Source organism: Sphingomonas sp. HMP6, from assembly GCF_013374095.1.
GTDB lineage: Bacteria > Pseudomonadota > Alphaproteobacteria > Sphingomonadales > Sphingomonadaceae > Sphingomonas.
Window position 1 is genome coordinate 1,497,090 of the sequence record NZ_AP022672.1, and the last position, 21,424, is coordinate 1,518,513.

Genomic DNA, 21,424 nt, shown 5'->3' on the forward strand with positions numbered 1-21,424 from the left:
TCGGCGTTCAGGCTTCGCAGCCGGTCGTGCGGCTGGAATAGGTGATGTTGGCGATCTTCCAAGCACCGTCTTCGCGCACCAGATCGAACAGATCGAACCCGCAATGGTGCAGCTTGCCGTCGATGTAGAAGGTGTAGCGGCCCCACACGAACGCGACGTCGCCGTCGATTTCGATCGCGGGATTGTACAGCCGTTCCTCGAGCCGCGGCCCGCCGGGTTTCAGGCCCGTGATGAACTCGTTCATCGAGCGGTGGACGATTTTCCGCGTGCCATCCGTCGCCTCGGTCGCGACCGTCAGATTGCCATCGGCGCGCACCATCGGCCGCAGCCGCTCCCCATCGCTTGCGGCGATCGCGGCAAAAACGGCGTTGACCGGGGCCATCACCTGCCCTTCCTCGCTGGCGGGCGGGGGAAGGCCGGTGCCTTTGGGCATCGGCTGGACGGGCGTGATTTGGGCGAGGAGGGCGAGGATCAGGGGCATGAGCCTTCTTTCTAATTCCTCCCCGAGCTTGTCTCGGGGAGGGGGACCATGCGAAGCATGGTGGAGGGGTTGGCGCGGCGCTTGGGGGAGCAAGCACGATGATCAGGGGAACCGGCAAAGCTTGGCACCGATCGCGCCAATTGCGCCATGAACTGACGCTGCCCGAGGTGTTGCTCTGGCAGCAGCTGCGCCGCCGCGGCGCTGGTCATAATTGGCGAAAGCAACACGCGGCGGGCGACTATTCGCTCGACTTCTATTGCGACGCGGCCAAGCTTTGCGTCGAGGTCGACGGCGAGGCGCATAGCAGGGGAGACAGACCAACGCGGGATGCCGCGCGCGACGCCTGGATGGCCGAACGCGGCATTGTCACCCTTCGTATTCCGGCGGTTGATGTTCTGAGACATCTGGACGGGGTTCTCCGTCTCATCGCCCTGCGCGCAGGCGAGCGTGCACCCCTCCACCATCCGGCTGCGTCGGACGGTCCCCCTCCCCGAGACGCGCTCGGGGAGGAATGTTAGGCAGGCGCTGGCCTCCCTCACATCCGGAACACCCCGAAGCTCGGCCGCTCCGGGATCGGCGCATTGAGCGTTGCCGCGAACGCCAGCCCGAGCACATCGCGGGTCTGCGCCGGGTCGATGATCCCATCGTCCCACAGCCGCGCGGTGGCGTACCACGGGTTGCCTTCGTCCTCATATTTCTGGCGGATCGGGGCCTTGAAGAACTCGGCCTGTTCTTCGCTCCAGGAGTCGGCATCGCGGTGGACGGTGGCCAGCACCGACGCCGCCTGCTCCCCGCCCATCACCGAGATGCGGCTGTTGGGCCAGCTAAACAGGAAACGCGGCGAATAGGCCCGCCCGCACATGCCGTAATTGCCCGCCCCGAAGCTGCCACCGATCAGCACGGTGATCTTGGGCACGCTTGCGGTCGCAACCGCCGTGACGAGCTTCGCGCCATGCTTGGCGATGCCTTCGGCCTCATAGCGGCCACCGACCATGAAGCCCGAGATGTTCTGCAGGAACAGCAACGGAATTCGCCGCTGGCACGCCAGTTCGATGAAATGCGCGCCCTTCTGCGCGCTCTCGCTGAACAGCACGCCATTATTGGCGAGGATCGCGACCGGAATGCCCCAGATGTGCGCAAAGCCACACACCAGCGATGTGCCGTAGAGCGCCTTGAACTCGTGAAACTCCGACCCGTCGACCAGCCGCGCGATGATCTCGTGCACGTCATACGGCGCGCGCACGTCGCTCGGCACCACGCCGTACAATTCCTCGGCATCGAATTTCGGCGGGCGCGGCTCTTTGAGGTTCACCGGCGCCTGCACCTGCGGCTGCAAGGTCGAGACGATATCGCGCACGATCGTCAGCGCGTGCTCATCATTCTCCGCCACATGATCGACCACGCCCGATTTGCGCCCGTGCGTGTCCGCGCCGCCGAGTTCCTCGGCGGAAATCACTTCGCCCGTCGCGGCCTTCACCAGCGGCGGGCCGGCGAGGAAGATCGTCCCCTGCCCGCGCACGATGATCGTCTCGTCGGACATGGCGGGCACGTACGCGCCGCCCGCAGTACACGACCCCATCACGCACGCGATCTGCGGGATGCCCTTGGCGCTCATATTCGCCTGGTTGAAGAAGATCCGCCCGAAATGGTCGCGATCGGGGAAGACTTCGGCCTGATGCGGCAAATTCGCCCCGCCGCTGTCGACGAGGTAGATGCACGGCAGCATGTTCGCCTCGGCAATCTCCTGCGCGCGGAGGTGCTTCTTGACGGTCAGCGGATAATAGGTGCCGCCCTTCACGGTCGCATCGTTGCACACGATCATGCACTGCCGCCCCGAGACGCGCCCGATCCCGGCGATCACGCCAGCACCGGGCACATCATCATCGTACAGCCCGTTGGCCACGAGTTGCCCGATCTCAAGAAACGGCGAGCCTGGATCGAGCAACCGCTCCACCCGCTCACGCGGAAGGAGCTTGCCGCGCGCGGTGTGGCGTTCGCGGCTCTTCTCATTTCCGCCGAGCGCAGCCTGCGCGACATCGGCGCGGAGGTGCTCCACCAGCGCGCGGTTGTGCGCGGCATTGGCGCGGAAGGTTTCGCTCTCGGGGGAGAGCGCGGAGGTAAGGATCGGGGCTGTCATAATTTAATCAAGTTTGTCACGGTTCGTCCTGCGTCCAACGAAATAACCAATCGCAAAGAGAGCGCCCATGACAACCAACTGAAAGAGGGCCTGATAGACGTAGGCTACGCCCACCGGAACTTTCATCACCGCCATTGACGCATAAGCCAAACCAATTGCGACAACGGCGACAATCAGGAACGGGCGTAAGCCAAGCCTCTCAGTGCGCATGCCAAAAAAGAACGCGAATATCATTGCCGCCAAGCCGATCATCCCCCACCCCTCCTTAGTTTGCCCCAATCAACTCGCGCCCGATCAGCATACGGCGGATCTCGTTGGTCCCCGCCCCGATGTCGAGCAGCTTCGCGTCACGGTAGAACCGCTCGACCGGCCAATCCTTGGTATAGCCCGCCCCACCGAGCGCCTGCACCGCCTCGTTTGCCACGCGCACGGCATTTTCGCTCGCCAGCAGGATCGCGCCCGCCGCGTCGAAGCGCGTGGTCTTGCCCGCGTCGCAACTCCGCGCGACCGCGTAGACATAGGCCCGGGCCGAATTGAGCGCGACATACATGTCGGCGATCTTGCCCTGCATTAGCTGGAATGCGCCGATCGGCTTGCCGAACTGCTGCCGCTCGCGCACGTAGGGCACGACCACGTCGAGGCACGCCTGCATGATGCCGAGCTGGATGCCCGCCAGCACGGTGCGCTCGTAATCGAGCCCCGACATCAACACGCCGACGCCGCCATTGACCGGGCCCATGATGTTCTCGTCCGGAACCTCGCAATCGGTGAACACCAGTTCCGCCGTCGGGCTCCCACGCATCCCCATCTTGTCGATTTTCTGCCCGATCGCGAAGCCTGGCATATCCTTTTCGATCAGGAAGGTGGTGATGCCGCCGCTGCCGGTGCCGGTCTTGGCATAGACCACCAACGTGTCGGCATAAGCGGCATTGGTGATCCAGAACTTCGTGCCGTTAAGGACGTACCCGCCCTGCACCTTGTCGGCCTTCAGCTTCATGCCGACCACGTCCGACCCCGCGCCCGATTCGGACATGGCGAGGCTGCCGACATGCTCGCCCGAAATCAGCTTGGGCAGATATTTCGCCTTCTGCTCCGGGTTCGCCCAGCGCGCGATCTGGTTGACGCACAGGTTGGAATGCGCGCCATAGCTGAGGCCGACAGAGGCAGAGGCGCGCGACACTTCCTCGCACGCGATGACATGTTCGAGATAGCCGAGCCCGAGGCCGCCATCGTCCTCCGACACGGTAATGCCGTGTAAGCCCAGCGCACCCATTTCGGGCCAAAGATTTTGGGGAAACCAATCCTCCGCATCGACCTTCGCCGCGATCGGCGCGATCCGGTCGGTCGCGAAACGCTGCGTCGTATCGCGAATCATGTCGGCGGTTTCGCCCAACGCAAAGTCCATCTCGGCGATCATCACACTCTCCAACGCGCCCTTGCTGCGGGCCTTTCGCCCTCGATAGCGTGTGTCACGGCAAAGCGTAAGAGCACTACAGCTGCGTTGACGACCCGGCGTTGAATGTGGCAAGCGCCCCCAATCGCGGGTGTAGCTCAATGGTAGAGCTTTTGCTTCCCAAGCAAGTGACGAGGGTTCGATTCCCTTCACCCGCTCCAAGCGCATACGTTGGTGTCCCGGCCGAACAGTTAGGTGACCACGTACCGAAAACGGCGGATTGAGCTGCTGCCGGTCCCATGGACACCGAGTTAGGCTACATGAGCCTGCTTCTCGAAGTCCATGGGGCTGAGATAACCCAAGGTCGAGTGCCTGCGCGTGGGATTGTAGAAGCGTTCGATGTAATCGAACACGTCCTGCCTTGCCTGATTGCGCGTGCGGTAGGTTTTGCGCGCGATCCGTTCGGTCTTCAGCGAGGAGAAGAAGCTCTCCATCGCAGCGTTGTCCCAGACATTGCCGGAGCGGCTCATCGAGCATGTGACCCCGTTGTCGGCCATCAGTCGCTGGAACTGCTCGCTGGTATATTGGCTGCCCTGGTCCGAGTGGTGCAGCAGCGCATCGGGCTTGCCACGCCGCCAGATCGCCATGACCAGCGCGTCGGTGACGAGCTGCGCCGTCATCGTGTCGCTCATCGACCAGCCGACCACCCGCCTTGAGAACAGGTCGATCACCGCGGCTGCGTACAGCCATCCTTCGGCGGTCCAGATGTAAGTGAAGTCGGCAACCCACTTCTGGTTGGGCGCGTCGGCGTTGAACTGCCGATCGAGCACATTGCCGGCAATAACCGAGCGCACACCATCGTCCTTGGGAAGGCCCCGGCGGCGCGGGCGTGCCATCAACCCGTGCAGGCGCATCAGCCGCTCGACACGATGCAGGCCACAGACGAGGCCTTCGGCCAAGAGATCGTGCCAGACGCGACGCGCACCATAAGTCCGGTAGCTGGAGATGAAGCTGGCGCGGATCTTCCCTGCATACTCTTCATCGCTGCGCGACCGGGCGCTCGGCGCCCGCACAAGCCAGGCGTGGAAGCCACTGCGCGAGACATCGAGCGCCTCGCAAATCCACGACACCGGCCAGATCCCCTCGATGCTTTGCAATGAACCCGAACCTCATATCGAGTCCCTCGCAAAGTAGGCCGCGGCTTTTTTTAGGATGTCGCGTTCGGCCTTCATCCGGGCCAACTCGCGGCGCAGCCGCTCAATCTCCTGCTGCTCCGGCTTCATCTGGCCGTTGCCGGGGAATGCCGATTGGGGATCGGCTTCCGCTTCGCGGACCCATTTGCGCAGCACGTTCTCGTGCAGGTCCAGGTCGTGGGCAGCCTGGGCCACCGCCACGCCCCGATCGCGGACCAACTTCACCGCCTCGAGTTTGAACTCTCGGCTGAACTTCCGTCGTTGCATTTACACCCTCCGGTTCCGAAAACACCTTATCTCGGTGTCCACGAAACCGGCAGCAGCTCAGATTGTCAAAGACGCGCTACGATCGCGCGACGTAGAGCAACGCCGCTCGGTTAGGGGCGCGATGCGACTCTACTGGGCACACGCCCTCCCACAGCCCGACATTTATTTTCGCTATCCCCATTAATTTGGTTGAGAGACGCTCGCTTCGGCAATATCATTGTGCCGTAAATTCAAGCGTTTCCCGGGGGGGACACATGAAGGTGATCAAGCTGGCGGGCGTCTCGCTTCTCGTGATGCAGCTGGCCGCGTGCAGTGGCAGTGGCGGCGGTGCCGGCCCCGTCAATTCCACCCCGACGCCACCGACGTCACCGACACCCACGCCCGCTCCGTCACCAACGCCCGCTCCTACTCCAACGCCTACCCCATCGGGTCCTACGTCGAATCCATCGCTCATCACGCTGGTCGCAAGCGAAGATTTCGCGAACGATGCCGCGACCGGTACCGTCAGTTTCCCGACCAGCGGCGCGGCACCGACCAATACCGCTGCGCAAGCGACCGCGACCGTTCGTTACGATTTGGCGTCGCGCGGCTATACCGTCACGGTCGCCGGGCGGAGCCAATCCTTCCTGCCGGCTGATCTCGACGCCGCACAATCTAACGCGACGACAGCAGTCTATGTGAAGCGCAACGGCTCGACCACTGATTCGCTGACGGTTACCAAGCCGGGCACCTCGGGGCGTTTCACCTATCAATATGTCGCAGGCGGTTTCTGGCAGCGCACCATCAATGGTACGAGCACGATCTCGGGCAGTTTCGATGCGACGGCATTCGGGGTGCGGACGCCCGACACGGCGGTACCGCGTACCGGCCGCGCCGAATATGCCGTCGATCTGCTTGGGGTCGAGACGACGGGTAACAACGTTTTCGGCATTACCGGCCAAGGCCTGACCCAGATCGACTTCCCGAGCGGCACCGTCCTCACCAACGGAACCTCGACGGCGGCGATCAGCGGATCGGGCACATTTTCGAGCCAGGCGCGTCTCTCGAGTGCCTCGAACAGCTTCACCGGGAACTTCCAGTTCAACGATTTCGGCGTTTTCATCGGCCAGATCGACGGAAAGCTCTATGGCCCCGCCGCGTAGGAGATCGGCGCAGCCTTTTCCGCGCGACAAAGCGACGGCCGTGTCGTTGTTGGCGCGCTAACCGGTCGCGGGGGCAGCGTCACGACGCTGAACACCACGGTCACCGCCCCAACGGTCAACGCCTTTTTCGACAATGATGCCGCCACCTTGCGGACATTGCTTACCGGCGGATCGGGGACAAACGCTACCACCGGCACCTTTTCCGACAGCAGCGCCAGCGCCACGCCTCTGGTCGTCAATTACGATGCAACCACGCGCGCTTACACGCTGGTCGCTGCCGACCGCTCGGCGTCTTTCGGCGGCATTCCGGGCGGCGACACCTTCGCCGGCCCCAACCGCAACACCTTCTTTTACGACCGCGTCCTGCCGACCACGCAATATGTCCAGGGCAGGCGCTGGTATTCGGTTCGGAACGTTGCCGGGGGATCGGGCTATGTCTTCACCGACACCGCCTTCGGTATTCGCACCGCCGATGCCGCACTGCCGCGCACGGGCATGGCCGGATACAATGTCGCGATGTTCGGGTCGGCCGCCGACGCGGACCTTCCCAATCTAACCGATTTCGGTGGCCGCGGGTTGATGACGGTCAACCTCGCGACCGGCGCGATCAGCGCGAGCGGCACGCTCGATTACCGTGAGGATTATTACATTGCTGGCCGCCCGGTCCGCACCGGCTCGGGCACCTTTTCGATCGCCGCAACACTGTCGAGCAGTGCCAACGTTTTCGCAGGGACGATCAACCTCACCGGCTTCGGCACCTATTCGGGCGCACTGAACGGGCGCTTTTATGGTCCGACCGGCGAAGAGGTCGGCGCCGCCTTCGCTACATCGGATGGAACCGGCGGCTACGCCACTGGTGTGCTGACCGGCATCAGGGACCCGGCGATTTTTGCGACCGTGCCCGGCCTTGCGACGCTAACGGCAACGACGAGGCTCGACGGGATCGTCTATGCCCCACAATTTCTCGCCGGGCCAAATCGCGACACATACATCGTCTACGATCCCGCTACGCAGACCTATAGTTACTTCCCGTCCAATCCGACCAATGCTGCGGCCCTGGCGTATAAATTCGGGCCGGGCCAGATCGTGGCGGCAAACAGCAACGCAGTCACCACTGCCTATGCGACAACCGGCCCAGCCGGACAGTTCAACGCCACCGACACTGTCGCCGCGACCTTCTTCAATCCGGGGGCTGGCAATACCAAACTCGCGCTCACTTATACCAGCTTCGCTGATGTGATCGTGACCGAGGCGCGTGGCGTAAGCAACCAGAGCTATGCCGTGTTCGGCATAGGGACACCGAGCGCGCAAATGCCGCGAACCGGCAGCGCGAGTTATGATGGGATCGTCTATGGTCGTGGCCAATCGGCAACTGGTAACTGGTCGCTCGACGGGACCAGCACGCTGGACGCCAATTTTGGCTCTGGCACCTTCACGAGCGCGCTCTCCATCGCCGCGCGTGATCGCACGACCAGCGTGGTCACCACGCTTGCCCCGCTTACTTTTTCAGGCAGCATTACCGGAACCGGTTTCGCCGATACCTTCAACACCTTCACAGGCAATTTTTATGGCCAGAATGCCGCCGAGTTTGGCGCGTTTTTCAGCCGCAACGTCACCGATCCGACGCTTGGCACGCTTGGCGTGACGGGCATCGCCGTCGGCAAAAAACGCTAAGCCTCAAGCGCGATCGCAATGTTTGTCGCCTGTCTTGCAGGCGCGGTTCTTGCCGCGTCGTCCTTGCCCGCACAGGGTTCGACGCAAAGCATCAGCGGGCTGAGCGCCGAATCCTTGTTCGACGTTGCGCGCCGCGCCGAGGCGGCGGACAACGCCAGTGGCGATGCCGATGCCGAGGCGATCTATGTCGCGCTCGCGGGTGATCCCGACATTGATGTGCGGCAGGAGGCCCGTTTTCGCCACGGACAGTTGCTGACCCGGCGCGGCAAGCTCGCAGCGGCGGCAACGCTCTACCGCGCGATTCTCGACGAGCGCCCAGATGCGACGCGGGTCCGGCTCGAACTGGCGGCAGTGCTTGCCCGGCTGAACGACCTGCCGGGTGCCCGCCGCGCCTTGCGTCAGGCTCAGGCTGGCAAATTGCCGCCGCAGGTTGCCCTGGCCGTCGATCAATATGCCGCCGCACTGCGGTCCGCGAAGCCGCTGGTGGCATCGCTCGAAGTCGCGCTCGCGCCAAGCACGAACGTCAACCGCGCGACGAATGCTACGACGCTCGACACCATCATCGCGCCGTTCGAACTGTCCGACGATGCGCGCGCGCGTTCGGGGATCGGGGTAAGGCTGGGCGGGCAAGTCTTCGCTCGGGCGCCGCTGCGTCCGCACCTCGGTGTCACAGCACGGCTGCCGGGCCAAGGGACGCTGTACCGCGACACCTCGTTCAGTGACATATCGGGCGCCGGGCAGATCGGGTTGTAGATCGGCCTCGGCAAGACGCTGCTGCGCCCATCGATCGGACGCAGTTACCGCTGGTACGGCAATGCGCTCTACGCCACCACCGACACCGGCTCGGTCTCGGCGTTGCGCCCGATCGGGAAACGCGGCCAAATCGAGGTGGAAGCAGGCTATGGTGGTGCCGACTACCGTTTGAACGATCTGCAGGACGGATCGATCTACACCGCCGCGATCGGTTTCGAGCGGGCTTTTTCGCAGCGTCTGGGCGGCAGCCTGCGTGTATCGGGTGAACGCCAGAACGCCGCCGATCCCGGCTTTGCGACCGCGTCGGGCACGCTGCAGGGGTTGATCTGGCGCGAGGCAGGCAGGACGTCGCTGTTCACCACCGCCAGCATATCCTACCTCGGTGCCGATGCACGGCTCGGCCTGTTCCGCGACCGGCGTGAGGAATGGCGGCTGGGCACCACCGTCGGCGCGACGCTCCGGCAGTTTTCCGTGCGGGGCTTCGCGCCTATTGTGCGCTTCAGTTACGAACGCAATCGCTCGAGCGTGAGCATTTACGACTACCGTCTGGTCGCTGCCGATATTGGCATTACACGGGCGTTTTGACCCGAACGGTGCGATTGCAAGCTAGCGGCTGCTTCAACTAAAACCGCTTCTTCGGCTGCGGCACCCCGCTCACCCAGAAAATGCCGCCGGGCTGGAGCTCGATGACATAGCGCCCCTGATCGTCGCATTCGGCGTCCCACACCGGCTTGCCGCCGGTCGACGGGCGCTTCTTCATCTGGACGATCTTCTGGCAGGTAAAATTGCCGTCCTGGATCGCGCGAAACATCGTCATTTGCTGCAACGCTGGCGACAGCGCGTCGATCTTCGCTTCCATCGGGTTGGGCGTGGCATCCGCCTTTGGCGGAGGACCGTTGACGATCGAGCTACCGTCGCACGCGGTCAGCATCAGTGCGGCGATCCCGGCAATCAGAATGCGTGTCATGGTCCTGCTCCTGCGGCTCAAATGCCGCCCGCGACAACCGGGCGGCCAATCTCTTCCAACGCGCGCGTCAGATCGGCGATGCATGTGTCGGCGAGCGCGGCATCGGTCGCGCGTACGACGAAATTCGCGCCGACGCGGCCTTCGCGGAAGAAAGGGTAGCTCCCGATCGAGACGCCCTCGTGGCTCTTTTCGGCGCTCCGCAGCAGATCGGCGACTTCGCTTTCCGCGACCCAGCAGCCGATCGTGCGCGACAGCACCGGCAGCCCCCCCTCGAGCGTACCGGTCAGCGCGTCGAGCATCCCCGCTGTAATATGCGGCACGCCCGCCATGATGAAGATGTTGCCGACACGGATCCCCGGCGCGCCCGACATGCGGTTCTCGATCAGGTCGGCACCCTCGGGCACACGCGCCATGCGCTTGCGCGGCTCGGTCAGCCCGCCGCGACTCGCATAATAGGAATCGAGCACTTCGAGCGCCTTGGGGTGGAACACCACCGGGACTTGCAAAGCCTCGGCAATCGCATCGACGGTGATGTCGTCGTGCGTCGGGCCGATGCCGCCGGTCGTGAACAGATAATCGTTGCGCGCACGCAAGATGTTCACCGTCTCGACGATCGCATCGGTCTTGTCCGCCACCACGCGCACTTCGGCGAGGCGGATGCCCTGCACGTTGAGCCAGGTCGCGATTTGCGCGATATTCTTGTCCTGCGTGCGGCCCGACAGGATTTCGTCGCCGATCACCGCGAGCGCGGCCGTCCAGATGCGTGTGGTCATACCCCATCCCATAGACCCGCCGCGCCCCCTCGCAAACCGCAAAGCGCTGCGCTATATCGCGCGGCATGACCGAATATGTGACCGTAACCGCCGACGCGCCTTCGGGCCGGACCGGCGCGATCAAACTTCATGGACGCGCGGCGTTCGACGGGATGCTCGCTGCCGGGCAATTGGCGGCGGAAGCACTCGACATGGTGGTACCGCATATGGTGCCGGGTGTGACGACCGGCGAGATCGACGATTTGGTCCGCCGCTTCATCGCGGATCGCGGCGGCATCCCCGCCACGCTCGGCTATCGCGGCTATACGCATTCGAGCTGCATTTCGATCAACCACGTCGTGTGCCACGGCATCCCTAGCGACAAGACATTGAAAAGCGGCGATATCGTCAATGTCGACGTGACGCCGATCTTGGGCGGATGGCACGGCGACAGCAGCCGAATGTATCTGATCGGGGACGTGCCGATCAAGGCCAAGCGTCTGGTCGAGGTGACGTATGAATGCCTCATGCTCGGCATCGAGGCGGCCAAGCCCGGCAATCATCTCGGCGATGTCGGCCACGCGATTCAGCGCCACGCCGAAAAGCATCGCTACGGCGTGGTGCGCGATTTCTGCGGGCATGGCCTGGGCCAATTGTTCCACGACGCGCCCGAAGTCGTCCATGTCGGGAAGCCCGGCACCGGTCCGGAGCTGAAGCCCGGCATGATCTTCACGATCGAGCCGATGATCAACATCGGCCGCCCGGACGTAAAGCTGCTCGACGATGGCTGGACGGCGGTGACGCGCGACCGGTCACTGTCGGCGCAGTTCGAACATTCGATCGGGATTACCGAGACCGGCTGCGAAATCTTCACGCTCAGCCCCGGCGGGTTCGACAAGCCGCCTTATTGATCGCGCCGCCCAAGGATTTAGCGAAAGCCAAATCCGCGTGATCGCGGCGCGGATGGCCGGCGCGGCCAGCAGCCGCGACCGACAGCGCGGCGTTGCCGCGACACATCGCCCACGCCGTCGATCGATAATCCAAAGCGCCAACCCTGCCCTAAAATGCAGCAGCACTCGGCCCGGTGCGCGCCACTTAGGCACCTGCGCCCGGCGTAAACCTGTCGCATCGTCCGTTTCCGCCCCTCGCGTGGCTGGCACGGTTGTTGTAAGGTGCGGCGACATCATGGGAGTTGCGCACGCGTGAAAAAGATCGAAGCGATCATCAAGCCGTTCAAGCTCGATGAAGTGAAGGAAGCGCTGCACGAAGTCGGGGTAAGCGGCATCACCGTTACCGAGGCGAAGGGGTTCGGCCGCCAGAAGGGCCATACCGAATTGTACCGCGGTGCCGAATATGTCGTCGATTTCCTGCCCAAGGTGAAATTGGAAGTCGTGGTCGAGGATTCGATGGCCGACAAGGTGGTCGAGGCGATCGCCGCCGCCGCGCAGACCGGCCGCATCGGCGACGGCAAGATTTTCGTCATACCCGTAGAGACCGTGCTGCGCATCCGTACCGGCGAGCGCGACGAGGATGCAATTTAACCGCCCCGCCCGTTTGACGCACTGCAACAAAGTGTGACAGCAAGGGCCTCCGGGTGAAATGTGATTCCCGATTCCGTCGGGCGTACGATCGATAACGAAAGGGCGTGGGGACTATGGCTGACAAACCGAACACGGCGAGCGACGTGCTCAAGATGATCAAGGACCAGGAGATCGAGTGGGTCGATCTGCGGTTCACCGATCCCAAGGGCAAATGGCAGCATCTGACGATGGTCGCTGGCGTCGTCGGCGAAGATGAGCTGACCGACGGCTTCATGTTCGACGGCTCCTCGATCGAGGGCTGGAAAGCGATCAACGAATCCGACATGATTCTGATGCCCGATCTCGACGCGGTGTGGACCGATCCGTTCTCCGCCACCCCGATGCTGATCCTGGTTTGCGACATCGTCGAGCCCTCGACCGGCGAGCTTTACGCCCGCGATCCGCGCTCGACCGCCAAGCGCGCCGAGGCGTATCTCAAGACCACCGGCATCGGCGACACGATCTTCATCGGGCCGGAAGCCGAATTCTTCATGTTCGACAACGTCCAGTTCGAAAACAGCTATTCGACCAGCTATTACAAGATCGACGATATCGAACTGCCGACCAACACCGGCACCAGCTATGACGGCGGCAATCTCGGCCACCGTCCGCGCGCCAAGGGCGGCTATTTCCCGTGCGCACCGGTCGACAGCGCCGTCGATATCCGCGCCGAGATGGTCTCGACCATGCTCGAAATGGGTCTTCCCTGCGACAAGCATCACCACGAAGTGGCCGCCGCGCAGCACGAGCTCGGCCTGACCTTCGGCACGATGACGGTCACGGCCGATCGCATGCAGATCTACAAATATGTCTGCCACAATGTCGCGCAGGCGTACGGCAAGACCGTCACCTTCATGCCCAAGCCGATCAAGGAAGATAACGGCTCGGGGATGCACACGCATCTGTCGATCTGGGACAAGGGCCAGCCGCTCTTCGCTGGCAACGGCTATGCCGGTCTGTCGGACATGTGCCTGTATTTCATCGGCGGCATCATCAAGCATGCCAAGGCGGTGAATGCCTTCACCAACCCGACGACCAACAGCTACAAGCGCCTGGTTCCGGGGTACGAAGCACCGGTGCTGCTGGCGTATTCGGCGCGCAACCGCTCGGCCTCATGCCGCATTCCGTACGGCACCGGCCCCAAGGCAAAGCGCGTCGAAGTGCGCTTCCCCGACGCGATGGCAAATCCGTATCTCTGCTACGCGGCGCTGTTCATGGCGGGTCTCGACGGCATCCAGAACCGCATCCACCCGGGTGAGGCGATGGACAAGAACCTCTATGACCTGCCGCCCGCAGAACTGGCCGAAGTGCCGACCGTCTGCGGTTCGCTCCGCGAGGCGCTCGATTGCCTGGCGGCGGATCACGACTTCCTGCTCAAGGGCGACGTGTTCTCGAAGGACCAGATCGAGTCGTACATCGAGCTGAAGATGCACGATGTGGCACGGTGGGAAATGACGCCGAGCCCCGTCGAGTTCGATATGTACTACAGCTACTGAGGCTGCCGCGCCGGCAGCCGGTGGGGACAAGGCGAAGCCAAGTCCCCACAGGAGCTGTCGGCCGGCCTCGCCAAAGCGAGGACCGACGACGTGGCTTTGCCACGGCGCTGATTTGAGAAAGGGCGTCCGGAGCGATCCGGGCGCCTTTCTTATTTCTCGCGGGTCGCAGCTGCCGCCTCTCAGGTTTGCGCCACAGACGTCCCACCGCGCCTTAAATTGCCGCGCTAAATGACGACGCTGTGTTGCTACGTTTCAAGCAGTTCGGCACACTCAGCGCCAGACGTCCTCAAAGAGCGGAAGGTTCGCCAACCAAATGCCTATTCCTGATTATGAGACGCTTATGTTCCCCGTCCTCAAATTGTTTGACGATGGCGCTAAAAATGTAACTGATTGCCTTCCCCACATCAAAGCGCAGTTTCAAATTACAGACGACGAAGCCGAGCAGCTAACCTGATCTATTCACCGGCAGCGTTTCTCAGCCGATGGGTCAGCGCAGGCGTCGTGTAGCCGCAGGCAGGGCGCATGGGTCCCAAGCGCCTGTCTCATCGCGGGTTCACAGTTTGGGGCGGAGTTGATGGGCGGGGTTCGTTTGGCGGCCACTGCCGCATCGATCATGGTCCCGTGGTGCGCAAGTTGAGCGCGATGGATCGGAACAGCGCGGCATCGGGACAGGCGCTTGCGAAGGCGATGCGGATGCGGCTGGTGGTTTCGACGACGCGCGCGGCGACCTTGAGCAGCCGCAGGCGGATGGTCGCGAACTCGGCGGTGCGGAGCGTGGCGGTTGCGGGCATAGCGTGCCGCACGGCCCACATCAGCCAGTAGGCGGCGGTGTGAAGGATGAGCCGCATCTGATTGGCGTTGGCCGAGCAGCAGGAGGTTCGGTCGCTCTTCAGCTGCGTTTTATGCAGCTTGATCAAGTTTTCCGCCTGGCCGCGGGCGCAGTAAAGCGTGTCATAGATCCGTTCAGCGCTGCCCTCGGCAAGCGAGGTGACAACGAGGCGGATGTCGAGGCCGAGGCTGCTCGCCTCGATGCGAGCAACGACGCGACGTTCGGTATTCCCCCAGGTTTTCGCAGCGTAGCGCGTCTCTGCGTAACGCCTTAGTTCGACCAGTCCCTGCAATGCCCGGTCGGTCGCGCAGGCATCGCCTTCCCGAACGATGACGGGATCGGCGTGGAGCGTGCGGTTGCCGGGCAGCCCGAAGATGTAGTCGATTCCGTTCGCCTCGCACCAGGCCATCGGCTCTGGCCGACCGTAATGACCATCGCCGCGCAGCGTGATCCGGGTATCGGGCCAGTGGCGACGGATACGTCGCACGAGCCGGCGAACATGGCCGGCGACTTCCTTGCCCGACGGCGTTTTGCCGGTGCGCAGCAGCATCGCAACCGGCCGCCCGGTAGCGGTGTCGTAGACATGGATCGGCAGGAAGCAGCGCTCGCCGTAGTGGCCGTTCCAGAAAGAGAGCTGCTGCGCGCCGTGTACGACGTCGACGGTATCATCGATGTCGAGCGTCACCGCCGCAGGTGGCACGGGGTAGCTCGCGCAATAAAGGTCGACCAGCGTACCGGTCAGACGGATCAACTCGCGCGTAGTCGGCGCGTTTTCCCACCGGCTCATCGTCGGCTGGCTGGCCAGCCCGAACGGATCACCCGGCAGTTTGCCGAGCGCCAGCTTGAACCCTGGATCATGCCGCAGGGCGTCGAGATCATTGGCGTCTTCATACCCACACGAGATCGCGAGCATGCGGGCGCGCAAGATGTCGGCGACCCGGTGGATCACCCGACCCTGATCGCGCGGATCAGCGATGCAGGCGGCGAGCCGATCCGCGATCCCCAACCGCCGCTCGGCCTGTGCGAGCAGTAGCACGCCGCCGTCCGACGTCAGCCGACCGCCGTCGAACGCGGCGGTGATTTTTCGACCACGAATGGCTGGGAAGGTGAAGGAGAACCCACTATCGTCGGCCATGGCGGTCGTGGCACTTTCTGTCTGGAGCAGAGGGATGGCGTAAGCACCCTTTCTCTACTCCAAACCAAAGACTTAGACCACGATCGCCACCACCGATTATCGCTCCCGATGAATAATCCGGGCTAATACCCAGTGGTCGCGTTACCCTTTTGTCAAACCGGACCCATTGGGCTCGGACATATTTGTCAAAGGCGGGTTTGCTTACGTCGCCAAGCCGCAATCAGCACGTGATTACTCCTCTGGGCAAGCAAGTGCTCGGCGAGAACCCTATCCGAATCGACAATAGTTACTTGAGACGTTTCGACCAATTTTCGAATTGGCAGAACCGAACGAGGATAGATTCAGAAAATAGCGGGGTCGCTACAGATAGAGCCAAGCTGATCGAACCGATCGAGCAAGGCGGAACTCCGGAAGATACGATGGAACGCGCCAGCGCGCTGCTCAATTTAGCCTTGCAAGACGATCTCTTAGCGATTTTGCGTCAAATCTCTCCTACTCGTTTTGAGCGCCTTATTTTGGATCTTCTCAATGCAATGGGATATGGCGGGGGGCAGCTTAGTTCGTCGACATTGACGAAGGCCAGCCGCGATGGAGGCATCGATGGCGTGATCAGTGAGGACGCTCTCGGCCTTGATGCTGTGTATATACAAGCGAAACGTTACGCGGCTGAGAATACTGTCGGTCGGCCGGACATACAGCAATTTATTGGATCCCTGACAGGGGAGAGTGCGACCAAAGGCGTTTTTGTAACGACGTCAGATTTTTCGCGTGAGGCCCGCGATTACCTCAATCGAGTGCAGCAACGCGTCGTCCTGATTAACGGGCAGCGCTTGGTGCAACTGATGGTGCAGCATGGCGTCGGCGTGCGGACGCGAACCACATACATCGTGCAAAACATTGACGAGGGGTATTTTGCGGAAGAAGCTGGGTAATCAGTTCCGCGGCACTGCTTGTTCGCACCAAAGGCTTCGGCTGTCTCGCCCCCCTCACCCCCGCTCCTGCGCCTCCACGATCGGCGCGCGGCTCGGCCGCACCGCGACGACCAGCACGCCGAGCAGCGCCAGCGCCGCCCCCGCGATCATCCGCGCATCAAGCTGGTCGCCGGTGATGAGCACGCCCAACCCGATTGTCGTCAGCGGCGTCATCAGCGTCAGCGGCGCGAGCAGCGTCGCCTCATAGCGCGCGATCAGCCCGTAATAGAGCGTGTGCGCGCACACCGACACGATCAGCGCGGAGAACAACAGCGCCGCGACGAACGGCCACCCCGCCGCCACCGATGTCGCCCATTGGTCCTGCTCGAACACCGCCGAGGCTAGCGTGAGTGGCACCACCGCGGTCAACCCGACCCACGCCTGAAAGCGCAACGGCGCGACATGCTCCATCTGCTTCATCAGGATCGCGCCGAGCGACCCGGCAAACGCCGCGCTCAGCACCAGCAGCAGCCCCGACGACACCGCAAAGCCCGGCCGCCACACAACCAGCAACACCCCCGCCAGCGTCAGCGTGATGCCGACCCCGCGCCGCCAGTGGATTCGCTCGCCCAGGATCAGGATCGACAACAGGGTGGTGATCGGCACGCCCGCCTGCAGCACCACCGCCGCGCTCGACGGCGAGGCGGTTTTCAGCCCCAGGAACAGCAACGCGAAATTCCCGCCGCCCATCAACGCGCCGACGAGCACGATCCGCCACGCCGGGCGCGGCATCGGCCACAGCCACGGGAGCGTAACCGCCAGTACGATCGCAAAGCGCGCCGCCGCAAAAAACAGCGGCGGAATGTGCCACGTGCCGACCACCACCTTGCTCAGCACGTTGCTGAAGCCCCAGGTCAGGCACACGAACACGAGCAAGAGGAAATCACGAAAGCGCATTGGCGTGCCTCTGCGGGATGGGGGGCGGCTTGGCTAGAGCGTAGGACTCGAAATCGGTCGCCGTCCCAACCCCGTTCGGGCTGAGCCTGTCGAAGCCCTTCGCTCCACAACCGGTGCCGTCAGTGTGGCACGCAGCCCTTCGACAGGCTCAGGGCCAACGGGATGTGGTGCACCTCTCAAACGCACCCGCGCTCACCCCAATCCGCGCCTAAACCGTCAGCACCGTCGCCCCACGCGTCTCCCCCGCCTCGAGCGCGCGGTGCGCATCAGCCACATCTTCGAGCGGATACGTCTGCCCAATCTCCGGCACGATCGCCCCGTTGCGCAACATCTCGAACAACCGCGCCGTCCCCGCCGCGCGCTCCTCGGGTGTCGCATAATAATGGAACAGCGTCGGGCGCGTCACGAACAGCGATCCCTTGGTCGCCAGCGACCCGATGTCCACGCCGGTCACCCGCCCGCCGGCATTGCCATAACTGACGATCAGCCCACGCGCGGCGGCACTCGCCAGCGATATGTCCCACGTCGCCATGCCGATCCCGTCGAACACCACCGGCACGCCAGCACCGCCGGTAATCTCGCGGACGCGCGCCGCGACATCCTCGCTCTTGTGCAGGATGACATGGTCAGCCCCCGCTCCTGTCGCCTGCGCGGCCTTCTCCGCGCTGCCGACCGTACCGATCACCGTCGCGCCGATCGCCTTGAGCCAGCCGACCAGCAAATGCCCGACCCCGCCCGCCGCGGCATGAACCAAGACGGTCTGCCCCGCCTGCACCTTCGCACAGCGTTCGACCAGGAACTCGGTGGTGCAGCCTTTCAGCAGCAAGGCGGCGGCAGTGGTATCATCGACATCGTCGGGCAACGGCAGCAACGCCGCCGCGCTCACGTTCCGCGCGGTGGCATAGGCGCCGAGCGCCGGACCAAACGTTCCCACGCGGTCGCCCACCGCGACCCCGCTGACGCCCTCGCCCAGCGCCTCGATCACGCCCACCGCCTCGGTGCCGAGGCCACTCGGCAGCTTGAGCGGATAGACGCCGCTGCGGTGATAGATGTCGATGAAGTTGAGCCCAACCGCCGTGTGCCGCATCCGCACTTCACCCGGCCCCGGATCGGGCAGATTCAGATCGACCCAGGCGATCACTTCCGGCCCACCGGTCCGCTCGATCGAAACTGCGCGCGCCATCATCTCGTCTCCATGACCTGTCGCCGCACCCTAGCCATTATGCGTTTCGGGTTGCAACCGATCCTGCCGCACGCCATCTAGCGGCCACGTACCGAACCTTCGAAACCAGGAGAGCCGCCATGAAAAGCTACCTCAAGCAGTATATCGACGGCGCCTGGGTCGAGAGTGAGGGCGGCACGCGCCACGCGGTGATCGATCCCTCGACCGAACAGCCGGTCAGCGAAATCACACTCGGCTCGGCGGCCGATGTCGACAAGGCGGTCGCCGCGGCACGCAAGGCGTTCGAGAGCTATTCGCAAACCAGCGTCGAGGACCGCGTCGCCCTGCTCGAACGCATTATCGCCGAATATAAGCTCCGCATCCCCGATCTTGCGGCGGCGACCAGCGAGGAAATGGGCGCGCCGATCGGCTTTGCCACCGCCGCGCAGGCCCCCGCCGGGCTCGGCCATTTCATCGGCACGCTCGCCGCGCTGAAAGAATTCAGCTTCGAGGAAAAGGTCGGCAAGGCGCGCGTCGTGCATGAGCCGCTCGGCGTCGTCGCGATGATCACGCCGTGGAACTGGCCGCTCAACCAGATGTGCGCGAAGATCGCCCCCGCGCTCGCGGCGGGCGACACGATGGTGCTGAAGCCTTCGGAAGAGGCACCCGGCTGTGCGATGATCCTCGCCGAAATCCTAGACAAAGCGGGCGTACCCGCAGGCGTATTCAACCTCGTCAATGGCGACGGCCCCGGCGTCGGTGCTGCGCTGTCGAGCCATAAAGATGTCGACATGGTCAGCTTCACCGGATCGACTCGCGCCGGAATTGCGGTCGCGCAAGCCGCCGCCGCAACGGTCAAGCGCGTCCATCAGGAGCTTGGCGGCAAGGCGCCCAACGTCGTGCTGGAGGGTGCCGATCTCGCCGCCGTCCTGCCCCCGACGATCCACGGCGTGCTCGCCAATAGCGGGCAGAGCTGCATCGCGCCCACCCGCCTGCTCGTCCACACCAGCCAAGTTGCAGATGCCACGCAGGTCGTGAAGTCGATCCTCGAAGCGACCACGGTCGATGCCGCCAGCGTGATGGGGGCGCATATCGGCCCGGTCGTGAACAAGGCGCAATTCGACAAGATCCAGGGCCTGATCCAGTCGGCGATCGACGAAGGCGCAACGCTCGTCACGGGCGGCACCGGGCGGCCCGACGGGCGCAATGCCGGGTACTTCATCAAGCCGACGCTGCTCGCCGACGTGACGCCGGAAATGCGCATCTACCGCGAGGAAACCTTCGGGCCGGTCGCAACGATCACCAGCTACAGCGACGGCGAACAGGCGATCGCAATGGCCAACGACACCGAATACGGCCTGTCCGCAACGATCTCGGGCGATCCGGCGGCGGCGGCGAAAGTCGCGCCACGGCTGCGCGCGGGCATGGTCACGATCAATGGCTGGGCCAGCGGCGGCGGCGCGCCGTTCGGCGGCTATAAGCAGTCGGGCAATGGCCGCGAGGGCGGCAAATACGGCCTAGCCGATTTCATGGAAGTGAAGGCGATCATCGGCGAGCCCGCCTGACCGTGGGCGCCCGCGTCGATCTGCTGATGCCCGTCGCGGGCAGTCACTACGACGCGGACGCCACCGATCTTGCGAAGCCGTTCCACGCGGCGTTCGCAAGCGCCGGGATCACACTCAGCCCGCGCCCGTGGAACTTGGGGCCGGGGGAAGGCGATGCGACGCTCGCGTTGTTCGCCTGGGGCTATCATTTCGATGTGACACGCTGGGATGCGATGCTCGCGGGGTGGCCGGGGGACCATCCCCTGTTCAACCCGCCCGCGCTGCTCGCCTGGAACACACGCAAAACCTATCTGCTCGAACTGGCCGCAGCGGGCGTGCCGGTCGTGCTCAGCCACTTCGGCCATGCCGACGATGCCAGCGTCGCGGCGGCGTTCGATGCGTTCGACTGCGACGAACTGGTCGTGAAGCCGCAAATCTCGGCGGGCAGCCACCAGACCGTGCGACTGCGCCGCGGCGAGGCGGTGGAACCGCTCGGCGATGCGATCCTGCAACCGTTTCTCCCCGCCATCGCCGATGAAGGCGAGCTGTCGCTCTTCGCAATCGGCGGCCGTTTCAGCCACGCCGCGCGCAAAGTCGCGACCGGCGGCGACTTCCGCATCCAGCCGCAATTCGGCGGACGCTTCACGCGTTACCAGCCCGATACCGAAGCGCTGGCCGTGTTCGACGCGGCCCTAGCCGCCCTGCCCCACGCCCCGCTCTACGCCCGCATCGACTTGCTCCGCCGCGCCGACGGCGAGTTAGCGCTGATTGAGGTCGAGGCGATCGAGCCCGATTTGTACGTCGGGATCGAACCCGAGGTCCCGGCCCGTCTGGCCGCGGCGTTGCTGGATGCCCTGCGCTAGCGTATACTTCGGCCCAGACGGAGGCCGACATGGGCGTGATCGAAAGCAGGACGTTCAAGAGCGGCGACCACGTAGCAGTCGTACTGCCGGATGCGCTTGGCATTCCGGTCGGTTTAGCGGTCCGACTGGAGTGGGACGGTCGGACTGTAACGATGCGCCCAGCGGCCGAAGATGTGGAAACGAAGCGG

At 63.8% G+C, this 21,424-nt stretch carries 20 protein-coding genes, 1 tRNA gene and 1 pseudogene; 12 read left to right on the forward strand and 10 right to left on the reverse strand.

Going from position 1 to position 21,424, the window contains the following annotated elements:
• Positions 1 to 7: 7 nt before the first annotated feature.
• On the reverse strand, positions 8 to 481 hold the full coding sequence (locus tag HMP06_RS07465) for a nuclear transport factor 2 family protein (protein ID WP_176496526.1): 474 nt from the start codon (positions 479 to 481) through the stop codon (positions 8 to 10).
• A 98-nt stretch (positions 482 to 579) separates the two neighbouring features.
• On the opposite strand from HMP06_RS07465, the gene HMP06_RS07470 reads away from it, so the two are divergent.
• On the forward strand, positions 580 to 999 hold the full coding sequence (locus HMP06_RS07470) for an endonuclease domain-containing protein (RefSeq protein WP_176496527.1): 420 nt from the start codon (positions 580 to 582) through the stop codon (positions 997 to 999).
• A 17-nt stretch (positions 1,000 to 1,016) separates the two neighbouring features.
• On the opposite strand, the gene HMP06_RS07475 is transcribed toward HMP06_RS07470, so the two are convergent.
• Genes HMP06_RS07475 through HMP06_RS07485 form a run of 3 tightly spaced genes read right to left on the reverse strand, consistent with a single transcriptional unit; the run spans position 1,017 to position 4,035 of the window.
• Positions 1,017 to 2,618: a carboxyl transferase domain-containing protein gene (locus HMP06_RS07475; RefSeq protein WP_176496528.1), complete on the reverse strand. Its 1,602-nt coding sequence runs from the start codon at positions 2,616 to 2,618 to the stop codon at positions 1,017 to 1,019.
• A gap of 3 nt (positions 2,619 to 2,621) precedes the next feature.
• Positions 2,622 to 2,870 carry a hypothetical protein gene (locus HMP06_RS07480; protein ID WP_176496529.1) on the reverse strand — a complete coding sequence of 83 codons (249 nt, stop codon included), beginning with the start codon at positions 2,868 to 2,870 and terminating at the stop codon, positions 2,622 to 2,624.
• Between the two features lie 13 nt (positions 2,871 to 2,883).
• Complete coding sequence (locus tag HMP06_RS07485; protein WP_176496530.1) at positions 2,884 to 4,035, reverse strand: acyl-CoA dehydrogenase family protein; 1,152 nt, start codon at positions 4,033 to 4,035, stop codon at positions 2,884 to 2,886.
• Positions 4,036 to 4,158: 123 nt separating this feature from the next.
• On the opposite strand from HMP06_RS07485, the gene HMP06_RS07490 reads away from it, so the two are divergent.
• Positions 4,159 to 4,232, forward strand: a tRNA-Gly gene (locus HMP06_RS07490).
• A gap of 90 nt (positions 4,233 to 4,322) precedes the next feature.
• Here the strand turns inward: HMP06_RS07490 and HMP06_RS07495 are convergent.
• Positions 4,323 to 5,471: pseudogene (locus tag HMP06_RS07495) on the reverse strand (IS3 family transposase).
• Between the two features lie 254 nt (positions 5,472 to 5,725).
• Between HMP06_RS07495 and HMP06_RS07500 the strand changes: the two are divergent.
• The 4 genes from HMP06_RS07500 to HMP06_RS07515 all read left to right on the forward strand — a co-directional run bounded on the left by HMP06_RS07500 (position 5,726) and on the right by HMP06_RS07515 (position 9,625).
• The gene (locus HMP06_RS07500; protein ID WP_176496531.1) at positions 5,726 to 6,613 is read left to right on the forward strand and encodes a hypothetical protein; all 888 of its coding nucleotides are present in this window, start codon (positions 5,726 to 5,728) and stop codon (positions 6,611 to 6,613) included.
• A gap of 147 nt (positions 6,614 to 6,760) precedes the next feature.
• Positions 6,761 to 8,287: a transferrin-binding protein-like solute binding protein gene (locus HMP06_RS07505; RefSeq protein ID WP_176496532.1), complete on the forward strand. Its 1,527-nt coding sequence runs from the start codon at positions 6,761 to 6,763 to the stop codon at positions 8,285 to 8,287.
• Between the two features lie 18 nt (positions 8,288 to 8,305).
• Complete coding sequence (locus tag HMP06_RS07510; RefSeq protein ID WP_176496533.1) at positions 8,306 to 9,040, forward strand: tetratricopeptide repeat protein; 735 nt, start codon at positions 8,306 to 8,308, stop codon at positions 9,038 to 9,040.
• Between the two features lie 33 nt (positions 9,041 to 9,073).
• Positions 9,074 to 9,625 (forward strand): surface lipoprotein assembly modifier, encoded by a 552-nt coding sequence (locus HMP06_RS07515; protein ID WP_269473425.1) that lies wholly within the window; start codon positions 9,074 to 9,076, stop codon positions 9,623 to 9,625.
• A gap of 37 nt (positions 9,626 to 9,662) precedes the next feature.
• Here the strand turns inward: HMP06_RS07515 and HMP06_RS07520 are convergent, their stop codons facing one another.
• Entirely contained in the window at positions 9,663 to 10,007 is a 345-nt protein-coding gene (locus HMP06_RS07520; RefSeq protein WP_176496534.1) for a hypothetical protein, read from the reverse strand.
• 17 nt (positions 10,008 to 10,024) lie between these two features.
• Positions 10,025 to 10,780, reverse strand: a complete 756-nt coding sequence (locus tag HMP06_RS07525) for a competence/damage-inducible protein A (protein ID WP_176496535.1) — start codon at positions 10,778 to 10,780, stop codon at positions 10,025 to 10,027.
• A gap of 65 nt (positions 10,781 to 10,845) precedes the next feature.
• Between HMP06_RS07525 and map the strand changes: the two genes are divergently transcribed.
• From map to glnA, 3 genes are all read left to right on the forward strand, one after another.
• Complete coding sequence (map, locus tag HMP06_RS07530; RefSeq protein ID WP_176496536.1) at positions 10,846 to 11,670, forward strand: type I methionyl aminopeptidase; 825 nt, start codon at positions 10,846 to 10,848, stop codon at positions 11,668 to 11,670.
• 291 nt (positions 11,671 to 11,961) lie between these two features.
• A complete protein-coding gene (locus HMP06_RS07535) occupies positions 11,962 to 12,300 on the forward strand; it encodes a P-II family nitrogen regulator (RefSeq protein WP_176496537.1) in 339 nt (112 codons plus the stop codon).
• A 113-nt stretch (positions 12,301 to 12,413) separates the two neighbouring features.
• Positions 12,414 to 13,835 carry a type I glutamate--ammonia ligase gene (gene glnA / locus HMP06_RS07540; RefSeq protein ID WP_176496538.1) on the forward strand — a complete coding sequence of 474 codons (1,422 nt, stop codon included), beginning with the start codon at positions 12,414 to 12,416 and terminating at the stop codon, positions 13,833 to 13,835.
• A gap of 611 nt (positions 13,836 to 14,446) precedes the next feature.
• Here the strand turns inward: glnA and HMP06_RS07545 are convergent.
• Positions 14,447 to 15,799, reverse strand: coding sequence for an IS1380 family transposase (locus HMP06_RS07545; protein ID WP_176495742.1), 1,353 nt, complete (start codon positions 15,797 to 15,799; stop codon positions 14,447 to 14,449).
• Positions 15,800 to 15,924: 125 nt separating this feature from the next.
• Here HMP06_RS07545 and HMP06_RS07550 point away from each other — a divergent pair, with 125 nt between their 5' ends.
• Positions 15,925 to 16,731, forward strand: coding sequence for a restriction endonuclease (locus HMP06_RS07550; protein ID WP_269473426.1), 807 nt, complete (start codon positions 15,925 to 15,927; stop codon positions 16,729 to 16,731).
• 54 nt (positions 16,732 to 16,785) lie between these two features.
• On the opposite strand, the gene HMP06_RS07555 is transcribed toward HMP06_RS07550, so the two are convergent.
• Entirely contained in the window at positions 16,786 to 17,667 is an 882-nt protein-coding gene (locus HMP06_RS07555; protein ID WP_176496540.1) for a DMT family transporter, read from the reverse strand.
• A 208-nt stretch (positions 17,668 to 17,875) separates the two neighbouring features.
• Entirely contained in the window at positions 17,876 to 18,850 is a 975-nt protein-coding gene (locus HMP06_RS07560) for a quinone oxidoreductase family protein (protein ID WP_176496541.1), read from the reverse strand.
• A 119-nt stretch (positions 18,851 to 18,969) separates the two neighbouring features.
• On the opposite strand from HMP06_RS07560, the gene HMP06_RS07565 reads away from it, so the two are divergent.
• Positions 18,970 to 20,394 (forward strand): aldehyde dehydrogenase family protein, encoded by a 1,425-nt coding sequence (locus HMP06_RS07565; protein WP_176496542.1) that lies wholly within the window; start codon positions 18,970 to 18,972, stop codon positions 20,392 to 20,394.
• A 2-nt stretch (positions 20,395 to 20,396) separates the two neighbouring features.
• Positions 20,397 to 21,236 (forward strand): ATP-grasp domain-containing protein, encoded by an 840-nt coding sequence (locus tag HMP06_RS07570; RefSeq protein WP_176496543.1) that lies wholly within the window; start codon positions 20,397 to 20,399, stop codon positions 21,234 to 21,236.
• Positions 21,237 to 21,424: the final 188 nt, after the last annotated feature.

Coding starts and splice junctions, on each gene's coding strand:
- HMP06_RS07465 (WP_176496526.1), bottom strand. CDS start 481: ATGCCCCTGATCCTCGCCCTCCTCGCCCAAATCACGCCCGTCCAGCCG.
- HMP06_RS07470 (WP_176496527.1), top strand. CDS start 580: ATGATCAGGGGAACCGGCAAAGCTTGGCACCGATCGCGCCAATTGCGC.
- HMP06_RS07475 (WP_176496528.1), bottom strand. CDS start 2,618: ATGACAGCCCCGATCCTTACCTCCGCGCTCTCCCCCGAGAGCGAAACC.
- HMP06_RS07480 (WP_176496529.1), bottom strand. CDS start 2,870: ATGATCGGCTTGGCGGCAATGATATTCGCGTTCTTTTTTGGCATGCGC.
- HMP06_RS07485 (WP_176496530.1), bottom strand. CDS start 4,035: ATGATCGCCGAGATGGACTTTGCGTTGGGCGAAACCGCCGACATGATT.
- HMP06_RS07500 (WP_176496531.1), top strand. CDS start 5,726: ATGAAGGTGATCAAGCTGGCGGGCGTCTCGCTTCTCGTGATGCAGCTG.
- HMP06_RS07510 (WP_176496533.1), top strand. CDS start 8,306: ATGTTTGTCGCCTGTCTTGCAGGCGCGGTTCTTGCCGCGTCGTCCTTG.
- HMP06_RS07520 (WP_176496534.1), bottom strand. CDS start 10,007: ATGACACGCATTCTGATTGCCGGGATCGCCGCACTGATGCTGACCGCG.
- HMP06_RS07525 (WP_176496535.1), bottom strand. CDS start 10,780: ATGACCACACGCATCTGGACGGCCGCGCTCGCGGTGATCGGCGACGAA.
- map (WP_176496536.1), top strand. CDS start 10,846: ATGACCGAATATGTGACCGTAACCGCCGACGCGCCTTCGGGCCGGACC.
- glnA (WP_176496538.1), top strand. CDS start 12,414: ATGGCTGACAAACCGAACACGGCGAGCGACGTGCTCAAGATGATCAAG.
- HMP06_RS07545 (WP_176495742.1), bottom strand. CDS start 15,799: ATGGCCGACGATAGTGGGTTCTCCTTCACCTTCCCAGCCATTCGTGGT.
- HMP06_RS07555 (WP_176496540.1), bottom strand. CDS start 17,667: ATGCGCTTTCGTGATTTCCTCTTGCTCGTGTTCGTGTGCCTGACCTGG.
- HMP06_RS07560 (WP_176496541.1), bottom strand. CDS start 18,850: ATGGCGCGCGCAGTTTCGATCGAGCGGACCGGTGGGCCGGAAGTGATC.
- HMP06_RS07565 (WP_176496542.1), top strand. CDS start 18,970: ATGAAAAGCTACCTCAAGCAGTATATCGACGGCGCCTGGGTCGAGAGT.